We start from the raw sequence: 12145 nt of genomic DNA, 5'->3' as shown, positions 1-12145 counted from the left end.
CGACAGACCTTGGACGATTCGCGCACGCTCTCGATCAGGTCCTTGCCCGACATCTCGTAGTCGACGTCCAGGGCGGTCCAGCGCATGGCCCAGTCGGGCTTCCACTGCAGCTTCACATGACCGCCCGTGACCGGCAGTTCGGTGCGGCCGCCGGCGGGGTCGTCGAACACGATCGTCCCCCGGGCGACATTCCGCTCCAGCGTCGGCACCTGCAGCACGTGGCCAGCGATGGGGCTGACCGGCAGGAAGGGTGAATAGGTCTCGCGCCGCTCGGGCCCCAGGGTCGGCAGCATGATCGCCTGCACCGCGTCGAACCGCTCCAGCAGGGTCAGCAGCGTCGCGTCGAACCGGCCGGACCGATAGGTCTCGGTCGAAGACATGAACTCGTAGTCAAAGCCGAACCCGTCGAGGAACGCTCGCAGCCGCGCATTGTTGTGCGCGCCGAAGCTGTCGTGCGTCCCGAACGGATCGCGCACCCGGGTCAGCGACAGGTTCAGGTCCTCGCGCAGCATCTCCGGGTTGGGCACCCCCTCCGGGACCTTGCGCAGCCCGTCCATGTCGTCCGAAAACGCGATCAGCCGGGTCGCCCAGTGGTCGCCGGTCAGGGCGCGGAAGGCGTTGCGCACCATCGTCGTGCGCGCCACCTCACCGAAGGTCCCCATGTGCGGCAGGCCGGACGGGCCATAGCCGGTCTCCAGCACCACCGGCCGTGACAGGGCCTCGAACGTCGCCAAGGCCTCGTCCGCCTTGCCGGCGTCGATCAGCAGTTTCGCCGCTGTCCGCTCTCCGTCCGACAGGCGCTTCTTCAGCACGTGATCCAGCAGGGCGCGGGCCTGTTCGAACGGCCATGACCTGGCTTCGCGGGCGACGGTCTCAAGGTTCTGTAGCATGGGCGGGGTTTGACGCCTCGGGGACGAAGGGTCAACGACCGGCGTGGCGCTCAGCCCTTGCCGGCCTTGGCGATCACCACCACCGAGAGGGCCAGCAGCAGGATGGCGGCTGCCTCGAACAGGATGTTCTGGGGGGCCATGTCCTTGCCCTGCAGCACGATCAGTCGGGCCAGGGCGGTGATGGCGATGAAGATCGGATAGACGAACGGTGATCCCCGCCCGGTGTAAAACACCGCGATCATGCCGATGACCTCGGTGTAAAGGAACATCAGCAGGATGTCGGCAAGGTCGATGGACTGCGCCTGCCAGACGTTGACGACTTCGGCTCCCGCCGCGCCCAGGGTCATGGCCGCGACCAGAATGAGCAGAAATCTCTCGGTCCACTGGAAGCTGCGAACGGCCAGGGCATTGTCAGGCGAGGGCGGGTTCGGAGCCAGCGACCCGTCGCTCGTCGCTCGCGGCGTCTCGTCTCCGGCACTGCCATGTTTGCCCGCCATGCGTCCCAGATTGGCAGTATCTGCGCGCACTGTCATCAAGGGGACCGGCCCCGCGCCGATTCGTCGCCGACCGACGATCCACGGAAAGATCAGAGCGCCATGTCCTCGCCGACGCCGACCGCCCTCCTCCCGACCGTGATCGTTACCGGCGCCTCGTCCGGCGTCGGACTCTACGCCACCCGGGCCCTGGTCGCGCGTGGCTGGCATGTCGTCATGGCCTGCCGGGACCTGCCCAAGACCGGGGCAGCCATCGCGGACCTGGACATTCCCCGCTCCAACGTCACCCCGATGCACATCGACCTCGGCTCACAGGCCAGCGTGCGCGCCTTCGTGGATGCCTTCCTGGCCAGCGGCCAGCGTCTGGATGCGCTGGTGTGCAACGCCGCCGTCTATCTGCCCCTGCTGAAAGAGCCCGCGCGATCGCCGGAAGGGTATGAGATCAGCGTCGCCACCAACCATTTCGGTCACTTCCTGCTCAGCCATCTGCTGCTGCCGAAACTGCGCGAGAGCGGCCCGAACCCGCGCCTGATCACGCTCGGCACCGTCACCGCCAACTCCGAGGAGTTCGGTGGCAAGGTCCCCATCCCGGCTCCCGCCGACCTCGGCGATCTGGCAGGGCTGGAGGCCGGGTTCCTGGCCCCCGTCGCCATGATCGACGGCAAACCCTTCAAGCCGGGCAAGGCCTACAAGGACTCCAAGCTCTGCAACATGATCATGGGACGCGAGTTTCACCGCCGCTTCCACGACGATACGGGCGTGATCTTCAACACCGTCTATCCCGGCTGCGTGGCCGACACCGCCCTGTTCCGCCACGCCCCGCCGCTGTTCCAGAAGGTCTTCCCCTGGTTCCAGAAGACCATCACCAAAGGCTACGTGTCCCAGACCCTGGCCGGCGAGCGCATCGCCCAGGTCGTGGCCGATCCGGCGTTCGCGCAATCGGGCGTCCACTGGAGCTGGGGCAATCGCCAGCAGGAGGGCCGCCAGGCCTTCGCCCAGCCCCTGTCGGCCAAGGCCAGCAACGAGGCCCGCGCCGCCCGCCTCTGGGACCTCAGCGCGCGCATGGTCGGCCTCGTCTAGAGCTTGATCGTTTGAGGAAGAACCGCTTCGCGGTTCCGCCGAAAGCGTGAATCAAGCTCTTGCTCATACATGGAGCCTGATTCACGGCATCAGCGGAATCGCGCAGCGATTCCACTTCAGCCGATCAGGTTCCAGAGCGCGCCTCTAGCCCAGGGCGTTGGCGACCTGTTGCGACCGGCCCTGTGTATAGAGCCGCGCGGCCTTCAGCTTGGCGTCATACGGATCGTCGAAGCCCCAGACCTCGGCCATCACCAGGGCGTCGTTGTAGGACAGCCCCGTGTCTTCCCATTCGCAGGTGTTTCGCTGCCGCCGGCTCTCGGCCAGGGTGACGCGGATGTTCGATCCGATGCCGTTGTTGATCTTCTGGCCGATGATGACCTTGCCGCCGTCGGCATCCTGACCATACAACGCGCCCATCATCTTGGCGTCGCAGTAGGTGTAGCCGGAGGAAAAGAAGGTGTCGTACTCGTCCTGCGCCGCCGCCCGAGCGGGCTGGCCGAACATCACCAAGGCGATCGCGCTGGACATCAGCAGGGCGCACGACAGGCGGCGCGCGCGGGTCTGGGTTCTGGTCGTCATGTCTCATCCCCCGAAAGAGTGTTCGCCCGACTATACGGCCTTCGCGACCCTGCGATAGCCGTGTTTTCCTGACGAAGCCTGTCCAGCCAGAGGCGTCGCGCACCGTCGTCCATCGGCGACTGGATCAACAGTTCGACCAGGGTGCCGGGTACTGCCTCCCCGCGCCCCGCATCGCGACACCACCCCAGGATCCCCTCGAACAGCGCCGCCGCCGCGACGATCTCGTGCGCCTCCAGCAAGCCCGGCAGCACCCGTATCTCGACGGTATGCTTGTCCGCTCGCCCGTTGATCAGGTTGACCAGGTTCAGGTCACAGTATTTGCCCAGCCCCTTGATCCCGACCAGGGCGACCTTGGCCGCGGCCCAGTCCATGGCCGCGAACGCGTCGCTGCGGGTCAGCACCGCGAGGCCCTCGGGCCAGTCCCCCAGCCGCACACAGCTGGCATTCATCCCGACCAGCCGCTTCAGCCCCGCACCATGCTGCGTCCACGTCGCGACCAGGGCCGCCAGGGCAGCCGTCGAACACAGGGGGCCGGCGTCGAAATGGACATGGGTCGCGGCCTCGACCGGCACGAAGAAGCCCAGCGCCCGCGCATCCGCCAGCAAGGTGCCCAGCACGCCGGCATGATCCGCCTCGATCGGGGCGGTCACGATCTCGCAGGGCCGCTCGCGTTCACCCGGCAACGGCGCGTCGATCGCCACCGACCGGCCCCGGTCGTCCGCCACCCGCACCATGCCGGAGGGGTGGCGCACGATCTCCGTTCCGAACAGGGCTGCCAGCGGGATCAGGCTGGAATCCCCGGCTGCGTCCGGATCACAGTGCCGCTCGACGAGCCTCAACAGCCGCCCGTCATCCGCCACGATGCGCCGCCAGCCGTCGACCGGTGGCCGTTCCCGGTCCAGGTCGCGCTGCAGCGTCAGGTCGTCCACGAACGACGCGACCCAGTGCCCCTGCCCGTCCACCACCCGGAACCCGGGCGTCAGGTTCTCGAACACCGGCCGGCCCTCGACGGCGCTGGGCTCCGACTGCGGATGAAAGAAGCGCTGGACTGTCCCGCCGACCCGCATCGCGACCCGCTGGGCCAAGTCCTGTCGCGAGGCACCGGCCGGTGCCATCAGCTCGATCTCGAAGCCGGTCTTCCAGTCCAGAGTGATGGCCAACGACTACGTCCCCCCGCCCCGCCCGGACCGGGCGAGTGTTAGCAGCTCGATCCCGACCCGTTCGCAGGACTCTGGCGCAGACCGATGTGCACCGCCGATGATGACGGAACGCAGACAACGGCGCATCGTCACTTCACTCGAAACCTCGTCACCGGTTCGGTTTACCGTGAGGTCTTGGGACCGATTGCCGTGCAATTCGGCCGACCGATCAGGCCCGGGCCGACAGACCTGCGCTCGCCACGGTCTCGCGCCGTCCACTGAGGCCCCAATGGGAAGTTTTGGTGAGAAGTTCGACCATGTTGACCGGCTTGGCCACGCAGTCGTCCATTCCAGCCTCGACATAGGTCTGGATCTGGGCATCCAGGGTGTTTGCCGTCAGGGCAATGATTGGCGTGCCCGCGACGAGCCCGTCCAAGGCCCGGATTCGCCGCGTGGCCTCTACCCCGCACATGACCGGCATCTGGATGTCCATCAGGATGACGTCCCAGTCGCCGGCGGCCGCGGCCAGCACCCCGGCATGACCATTGTCAGCGGTCTCGCAGACGATGCCCATGGTAGCCAGCATGGCCCTGATCAGGGTGCGGTTGCTATCGTTGTCGTCTACGTACAGGGCCCGCAGCGGAACCTCGGCCGAGCCGGCCCCGCAGGCCGGTTCATCGGGTGCAGCCATGATCGCAGGGACTGCTTTGGCGGCGTCCGCCGCTGTCGCCTCCCCCATCGGATCGGCGATCATTCGATTCACCACCTCCACCAGACCCTGGCCAGCCACGTGGATGCGCTGCGCCTGGTCCGTCGACACCTCGTCCAGCCCGGCCTCGGACAAAAGCCGCGAGAAGCCGAGCACGGCGTTCAGCGGCGTGCGCAGCTCGTGTGACATCTCGGTCAGGAATCGCTGTCTTGCCTCGGCCATGGTCGCCTTCTGCTCGGCCGCGCTCCGCGCCAGCTCCGCCTCGACCCGTGGGGTAACGTCCTGTTCATTCAACAGAACGCAGGGCCGGCCCGTAACGGGGTCCGGCACGGAGCGCGCGTCCATATGGTGCCAGCGGGTCCCGTGACGGGTGAGGACGGCGCGCAGCCCTGACACCGGAGCACGACTGGCGGCCGCCAGCATGGCCAACCCTTCGGCGGGCTCCGCGAAGCGGCACGCGAAATTTTCCTCCGCATCGCCATAGGCGCGGAAGGCTGCGGGATTGGAGAACAACCGACGGCCCTCGCCGTCGAACAGGCTGATCACGGCGGACGCATGCCTCAAAGCTTCTGCAGCCCTCCGTTCCTCGGCGGGAATGTCCTCGGGCGCCGCCTCGAACAGCAGCAGGAGCTGGCCCTCCTCGTCCGTCAAGGCGGACACCGTCGCCTCAGCCGTGACCGGCTGGCCGTGAGGGAAGAAGGTCCAACGCTCGCGCACCGTCTCGCCGTCCGCAGTCCGGTCGACCAGACGGCGGATCCGAGCCTTGATCGCTGGCGATCGGGCCGAGAAGTCGCGGGCGGCCAAGGCGTCGAGGCTGGCCGCTCCGAACAGGGCCAGGGCGGCGGGATTGGCATAGGGCTTTCGCCCGGTCTGCGGGTCGTACAGCCACACCGGCCGCTTCAGGCAGTTCCATGCTGCGACAGACGAAGGGTCTGGCATGATTGAGGTTCTGCTCATGGAACAATGGTGCACGATTGACCTGAAGGTCTCGTTAAATCTAGGGCCTCCTGCGTTACTACCTAGGCATCGCGGGCCGCCCGGTTGCGGCGCGTCCGCTTGACCTCCAGCGGTCGGCATGGCCTTTGCGCGAGCTCATGAAGACCGCCGATTTCGACTTCGACCTGCCAGAAAACCGCATCGCGCTCCGCCCGGCCGAGCCGCGCGATTCCGCCCGGCTGCTGGTGGTCCGGGACGGGACCCTGTCCGACCATGTCATCCGCGACCTGCCGGACTTCCTGCGCCCCGGCGACGCCCTGGTCTTCAACGACACCCGCGTCATCCCGGCCCGCCTGTCCGGCGTCCGCCAGCGCCCCAACCCTGTGATCGGGGGACCCGAGGGAGACACCCTGACCGTCGAGGTCGAGGCCACCCTGCATCACCGTGACGCCCCTGACACCTGGTCCGCCTTCATGAAGCCGGGCAAGCGCATCAAGCCGGGGGACCGCGTCCGGTTCGGCGTCCGCGGTGATGCCGCCTGCGACCTTGGCCGTCTGGATGCGACCGTGCAGGACAAGGGCGAGGACGGCCTCGTCGCGCTCAAGTTCGACCTCTCCGGCCCCGCGCTCGACGACGCCATCCGCGATGTCGGCGTCATGCCGCTGCCGCCGTACATCGCCGCCAAACGCCCTGAGGACGATCGCGACCGCGCGGACTACCAGACTGTCTTCGCCGAGCACGACGGCTCCGTCGCCGCCCCGACCGCAGGCCTTCATTTCACCCCCGCCCTGCTCGACGCGATTCGCACGAAAGGCGTCACGACCCACGCCGTGACCCTGCATGTCGGCGCCGGCACATTCCTGCCGGTCAAGGCCGACGACACCGCCGACCACAAAATGCACTCTGAATGGGGCACGGTCCCGGCGGAGACCGCCGCCGCCCTCAACGCCGTTCACGCCAACGGCGGCCGCATCGTCTGCGTGGGCACCACCTCGCTGAGGCTGCTGGAATCGGCCACGACGCCAGAGGGCCTGATCCAGCCTTTCCACGGCGACACGGCCATCTTCATCACGCCCGGCTACCGGTTCCGGGCCGCCGACGTGCTGATGACCAATTTCCACCTGCCCAAGTCGACCCTGTTCATGCTGGTCTCGGCCTTCGCGGGCCTCGAGACGATGAAGGCCGCCTACGCCCACGCCGTGGCGGATGGCTATCGCTTCTATTCCTACGGCGACGGCTCCCTGCTTCACCGCGACCACACCAACGCTTGACCTGAGGTCGGCCCCGGCGTCCTCTGCGGCCCCTCGCCGTCAGTCCCGGATAGCCTTCATGTCGCGTCTCGCCGCCTCCGCCTGCCTCGCCGCCCTTCTGATCGCGAGCGCCTCGCCCTCGGCGGCCCAGACCACGCCGCGCGGCCCGACCACCCCCGACATCGGCGGCTTCCCCGACAGCCCCCTGATCCCGGCCCCGACCCAGGAGACCTATCCCGGCGTCATCAAATACGAGGTCGACGCCACCGACCTGGACCATCGCGTCATCTCGGTGCGTCAGACCATCCCGGTCGTCAGCCGCAGCCTGACCCTGCTCTATCCGAAATACCTGCCGGGCAATCACGCCGATTCCGGTCCGATCCAGCTGTTCGCCGGCCTGACCCTCACCGCCGCCGGCCAGCGCGTCGAATGGCGCCGCGATGCCGTCGACCCCTACGCCTTCCACGTCGACGTGCCCGAGGGCGCCACCGAGATCGAGGCGTCGTTCCAGTGGCTGACCCAGCCCGACAACGCCGTCTGGCGCGTGGTCATGACCCCGTCGATCGTCAATATGGAGTGGGAGAAGGCCCTGCTCTATCCGGCCGGCTACCGCTCGACCGGAATCACCTTCGCCCCCAGCATCAAGCTGCCCTTGGGCTGGAACTACGGCATCGCTCTCGAGACCACCTCATTCGAGAACGGCGTCGCCACCTTCGCGCCCGTGGATCTCTACACCCTGATCGACAGCCCGATGTTCGCGGGCGAGCACTACCGCCGCATCGACATCGACGCCGAGGGCGAGGACGTCCACCTGAACATCGTCGCCGACACGGCCGCCAACCTCGCCCCCACGGACGAACAGATCGGCTTCTACACCAATATGGTGACCCAGGCCGATCGCCTGTTCGGGTCGCGCCATTTCGACAGGTACGAATTCCTGCTGGCCCTGACCGATCAGCTGGGCGGCATCGGCCTTGAGCATCACCGCTCGTCCGAGAACACCGCCGGCCCCAACTTCTTCACCAGCTGGAACGCCTCGGCCGGCAACCGCGCCCTGCTGCCGCACGAGTACGCCCACTCCTGGAACGGCAAATTCATGCGGCCGGCGGACGAGCTGACCGCCAACTACAATGTCCCGACCGAGAACAGCCTGCTGTGGGTCTATGAGGGCCAGACGGAATACTGGGGCGACGTCCTGTCGGCCCGCGCCGGCCTTCACACCAAGGCCCAGGCCCTGATCGGCCTCGCCGACCGCGCCGCCTTCTACCAGAACCAGCCGGGCCGCGAATGGCGGAACCTGCAGGACACCAACAACCACAACCTGCTGGGCTATCGCGTTCCCGGCCAGTGGGCCTCGTGGATGCGCGGCACCGGCGACTACTACGACGAGGCCGCCCTGATCTGGCTGGACGCCGACACCCTGATCCGCGAGCTCAGCCGCGACCGCAAGTCGCTCGACGACTTCGCCCGCACCTTCTTCTCGCCCGAAGGCACGGACGGGTCGTGGACGCCCCAGGGCTACACCTTCGCCGACGTCGTCGCGGCCCTGAACGCGGTCCAGCCCCACGACTGGGCCACCTTCCTGCGCACCCGGCTGGACGCCGCCGGTCCCGACGCCGTCGCGCCGCTCGACGGGCTGGAGCGCGGCGGTTATCGCCTGGTCTATGTCGAGGAGCCCAACGCCGACGAGAAGGCGATGTCCTCCAACTGGGGCTCGGACTTCCGCTGGTCGCTGGGCTTCTCCCTGGCCGGCCCGAACCAGCGCATCACCGCCATCCAGTGGGGCGGCCCGGCCTTCGAGGCCGGTATCGGCGTCGGCTGGGACCTCATCGCCGTCGGTGACCGCGTCGCTACTCCCGAGGTCCTGCGCGAAGCCGTGACCGCCGCCAAGTCCGGCGAGGCCCCCATCCGCCTGATCCTGAAGAACGGCCAGCGCATCCGCACCCTCGACCTCAGCTACACCGGCGGCCTGCGCTATCCGCGTCTGGAGCGGATCGAGGGCACGCGCGACCGCATCGGCGAGATCATGACGGCACGGGGGCGGTAGGCGAGGGCGCCCCCTATTTCTCGAACAAAGTCAGCATCCACTGGGGGTCGCGGTTGGCGATCCCCAAGGCCTGGGTGGCGAGTTGCTGTTTGACCTGCGCCGCCTGGAGCCTGGCGGATTCCTTTCCGAGGTCCGCGTCGACGAGATTGCCGACACCAGAGTCCAGCCGGTCAACAGTGCGAACGACCTGCCCGCGCGTCGCTTCCAGCAGCATCCGCTGCGCCCCGAAATAGCTGCCGGCCTCGACCACCGTGTTCTGGGCGTCCTTGATGGCGGCCAGGATCTGCGTCGGGTCTTCCCAATCCAGCGGATCGAGCCCGAGCCCCACCGGCGTCAGGTCGCGTGACGACACACGAATGAAGGTCCCATCGGGCGCCGACAGGAAATCATAATTCACCGGGCTGAACCCCGGCGTCTGAAACCCGACCGGAACCGTCGTCGGGACAGCCGGAATGGGGTCGGTTGTGGGCCGCAGGGTGACGGCCCCGACCGCCCAGGCGCTGTCCGGGTCCGACAAGCCGTCGTTAAAGCGGAACGTCATTGGCCCCTTCAGCGGGTCATAGTCGAAGCTGACCACGCGGGGTCCCGCCAGGGCGACGCCGGGGCCGACGGACGCGCCATTCGGAACATAGGGCTGACCCGAGGCGGCGACGATCTGACCGGCTTGCAGGATCTCGATCTTGTCAGGCCGGTCATAGGCATCGAACAGGACGTCGACCCGTCCCGCCTGGCTGCCGCCGTCGAGAACGTGGGTCGCGACATTGCCGACCGGCGGCGTGCCGAGCGCCAGCGCGACCTGCTCCGGGTTCGCAGTCGGCAAGGCGGGATCGAACTCTGCAGCGGTCTGCACCGTCGTCGTGGTCCCGATCTGGGTCTCAATCACGGGGTGCGGCGGCTGGCTCAGCACCAGGCCTTCGACGTCCCATTGAGTCCCGGTCACGGTGACGTTTTCATTGACCCGGAACTCCAGGTTCTGCCCCTTCGTCGGATCGTAGTCGAAGGTCAGCGTCTGGCGGTTCGTGACGGCCACGCCGGCCGGCACCTCGGCGCCGCCCACGCCCGGGGCCTGACCGGTCGCCGCCACCCTCACCCCGTTCTGCCAGATCTCAGCGATATCGGCAGCGCCATAGGCTTGGAGGACGAATGTGACCCGCCCCCCCACCGGACCGGCATCCAGCGGAATCGTCTCGGAGTTGACCCCACCGAAGGTCGCAAGAGCCGCCGTGAAGGACGGAGGCGTCAAGGCCCCTGGCGGCAGGGTCGAGACCGGGCTCTGGGACGTGTAGGCCGAGGCCCCCGGCGGCAGGGCGGCCATCGTAGTCGCGAAGCCAGGCGGGGCCAGCGTCGAGGGCGGCAGGCCATAGCGGTAGGTCGTGTCGGTCTTCATCGACGGACGGCCCGTCAGCAGGTTGACGCCATCGAAGGTCGAAGTCTCGGCAACCTGTTGGATCTGGCGAAGCAGCGCCTCCATGTCCGCCCTGATCAGGCTCTTGGACCCCGCATTTGACGGATCGCCATAGGCCATGGCCCGCTGACGCAGTTCGACCATCAGGTCGCTGACGCTCTCGGATCCGACCGAGGCGATGTCCACCGACGACTGGCCGCGATCCAGGCTGCCCGTGACGGCCTTCCAGCCGCCGACGTCGCCTCTCATGTTTTGTGCGATGGCGAAGATCGCGGCGTTGTCGATTGGCCGTGCGACCTTCAGACCGGTCGACACCCGATTCTGGATGGCCGTGAGTTGCCGTCCCGCCGCATCGACGACCTGCAGCGCCAACAACGCGGAACGGTTTGTAATTATTGAGGACACTGCCCGGATAAGTTGCCCGGCGATCGACGATTCGGAAAGCCTCGTTTCTGTTGCGATGTCCGCACAAACGAAAAGGGCCGATGGTTTTCCACCGGCCATTCGCAGATCAAGTCCGTGAGGACGTGGTCCTCCTTATCTGCGCCTTGGCGCCGGCTTCCGTGAGCGTCCAGGCGACTTCGTCGGCGCTCTGCTTGGAGACATTCTCCACGACGTTCCGCGGAGCGGGGCCGCTAAGCCCCCAGTTGCGCCAGCAGAGCCTTCGCCGCCTCCTCGGATGAGGCGGGGTTCTGGCCGGTGATCAGTCTTCCGTCGGTCACGACGAAGGGCTCGAAATCGGCGCCCTTCTCGTAGTCGCCGCCATTCGCCTTCAGCATGTCCTCGACCAGGAACGGCACGACTTCGGTCAGGCCCACGGCCTCTTCTTCACCATTGGTGAACCCCGTCACCTTGCGGCCCTTCACCAGAAACTGGCCGTCCGTTCCTTTGACGTGACGCAGAACGCCCGGCGCATGACAGACCGCCGCCACCGGCTTGCCCGCCGAGGCGAAGTCCTCGATCAGCGAAATCGACTTGGCGTCCTCGGCCAGATCCCACAGCGGACCGTGGCCGCCTGGATAGAAGACGGCGTCGAAATCGGCGGCTTCCACGCTGGACAGGGTCACCGTTTCGGCCAGGACCTTCTGCGCATCGGGATCGGCCTTGAACCGGCGGGTGGCGTCGGTCTGGGCGTCCGGCTCATCGCTTTTCGGATCCAGCGGAGGCTGCCCGCCCATCGGCGACGCCACGGTGATTTCGGCGCCCGCATCCTTCAGGACGTAAAAAGGCGCCGCGAACTCTTCGAGCCAGAAGCCGGTCTTTTGGCCAGTGTCGCCGAGTTGATCGTGCGAGGTCAGGACCATCAGGATCTTCATGGCGGCGGCTCCGTTCGGGCTGAAAGTATTCCAGCGTTTGTGCTGGTCGTGCCTGAACGCAAAAGGGCCCGACGGTTTCCCGTCAGGCCCCAGAAAGATCGTCGAGACCCGAAGGTCGCGAGAAATCTCTTACTTGATCTGCACCTTGGCGCCGGCTTCCGTCAGCTTCTTGGCGACTTCGTCGGCGTTCTGCTTGGAGACGTTCTCGACGACGTTCTGCGGAGCGCCTTCGACCAGGTCCTTGGCTTCCTTCAGACCCAGGTCCGAACGCACGCCACGGACTTCCTTGATGACGTTGAT

Annotated in this window: 10 protein-coding genes and 3 pseudogenes; 3 read left to right on the top strand and 10 right to left on the bottom strand. The window is 67.2% G+C overall.

The features are described from left to right. Positions 1 to 890, bottom strand: a pseudogene (gene lysK, locus RMO01_RS06205) (lysine--tRNA ligase); the annotation flags it as partial. Between the two features lie 50 nt (positions 891 to 940). Beyond that, positions 941 to 1387 carry a phosphate-starvation-inducible PsiE family protein gene (locus RMO01_RS06200; protein ID WP_309628169.1) on the bottom strand — a complete coding sequence of 149 codons (447 nt, stop codon included), beginning with the start codon at positions 1385 to 1387 and terminating at the stop codon, positions 941 to 943. Between the two features lie 99 nt (positions 1388 to 1486). Here RMO01_RS06200 and RMO01_RS06195 point away from each other — a divergent pair, with 99 nt between their 5' ends. After that, positions 1487 to 2464, top strand: a complete 978-nt coding sequence (locus tag RMO01_RS06195) for a protochlorophyllide reductase (RefSeq protein WP_309628168.1) — start codon at positions 1487 to 1489, stop codon at positions 2462 to 2464. A 144-nt stretch (positions 2465 to 2608) separates the two neighbouring features. Here the strand turns inward: RMO01_RS06195 and RMO01_RS06190 are convergent, their stop codons facing one another. The 3 genes from RMO01_RS06190 to RMO01_RS06180 all read right to left on the bottom strand — a co-directional run bounded on the left by RMO01_RS06190 (position 2609) and on the right by RMO01_RS06180 (position 5830). Continuing rightward, positions 2609 to 3043: a hypothetical protein gene (locus RMO01_RS06190; protein WP_309628167.1), complete on the bottom strand. Its 435-nt coding sequence runs from the start codon at positions 3041 to 3043 to the stop codon at positions 2609 to 2611. Further along, the gene (locus tag RMO01_RS06185; protein ID WP_309628166.1) at positions 3040 to 4203 is read right to left on the bottom strand and encodes an amidoligase family protein; all 1164 of its coding nucleotides are present in this window, start codon (positions 4201 to 4203) and stop codon (positions 3040 to 3042) included. Before RMO01_RS06185 ends, RMO01_RS06190 begins: the two co-directional genes overlap by 4 nt. A gap of 208 nt (positions 4204 to 4411) precedes the next feature. After that, positions 4412 to 5830 carry a response regulator gene (locus RMO01_RS06180; protein ID WP_309628165.1) on the bottom strand — a complete coding sequence of 473 codons (1419 nt, stop codon included), beginning with the start codon at positions 5828 to 5830 and terminating at the stop codon, positions 4412 to 4414. Between the two features lie 155 nt (positions 5831 to 5985). Between RMO01_RS06180 and queA the strand changes: the two genes are divergently transcribed. Then, positions 5986 to 7098, top strand: coding sequence for a tRNA preQ1(34) S-adenosylmethionine ribosyltransferase-isomerase QueA (gene queA, locus RMO01_RS06175; RefSeq protein WP_309628164.1), 1113 nt, complete (start codon positions 5986 to 5988; stop codon positions 7096 to 7098). A 58-nt stretch (positions 7099 to 7156) separates the two neighbouring features. After that, positions 7157 to 9124 carry a peptidase M61 gene (locus RMO01_RS06170; protein ID WP_309628163.1) on the top strand — a complete coding sequence of 656 codons (1968 nt, stop codon included), beginning with the start codon at positions 7157 to 7159 and terminating at the stop codon, positions 9122 to 9124. A gap of 13 nt (positions 9125 to 9137) precedes the next feature. Here RMO01_RS06170 and RMO01_RS06165 read toward each other — a convergent pair whose 3' ends face one another. The 5 genes and pseudogenes from RMO01_RS06165 to RMO01_RS06145 form a co-directional block, all read right to left on the bottom strand. Beyond that, positions 9138 to 9665: a flagellin gene (locus tag RMO01_RS06165; RefSeq protein WP_309628171.1), complete on the bottom strand. Its 528-nt coding sequence runs from the start codon at positions 9663 to 9665 to the stop codon at positions 9138 to 9140. Between the two features lie 867 nt (positions 9666 to 10532). Continuing rightward, positions 10533 to 11033 (bottom strand): annotated as a pseudogene (locus RMO01_RS06160) (flagellin); the annotation flags it as partial. Between the two features lie 7 nt (positions 11034 to 11040). Then, positions 11041 to 11157 (bottom strand): annotated as a pseudogene (locus tag RMO01_RS06155) (hypothetical protein); the annotation flags it as partial. A 7-nt stretch (positions 11158 to 11164) separates the two neighbouring features. After that, positions 11165 to 11845 carry a type 1 glutamine amidotransferase domain-containing protein gene (locus tag RMO01_RS06150; protein ID WP_309628162.1) on the bottom strand — a complete coding sequence of 227 codons (681 nt, stop codon included), beginning with the start codon at positions 11843 to 11845 and terminating at the stop codon, positions 11165 to 11167. A 129-nt stretch (positions 11846 to 11974) separates the two neighbouring features. Continuing rightward, on the bottom strand, positions 11975 to 12145 hold a 171-nt coding region (locus RMO01_RS06145), incomplete at its 5' end, for a ribosomal protein L7/L12 (protein WP_309628170.1).

This window comes from Brevundimonas sp. (assembly GCF_031412435.1).
Classification (GTDB): domain Bacteria; phylum Pseudomonadota; class Alphaproteobacteria; order Caulobacterales; family Caulobacteraceae; genus Brevundimonas.
Note: the sequence above shows the minus strand (reverse complement) of the source record. Positions and strands in the feature narration are given on the sequence as shown.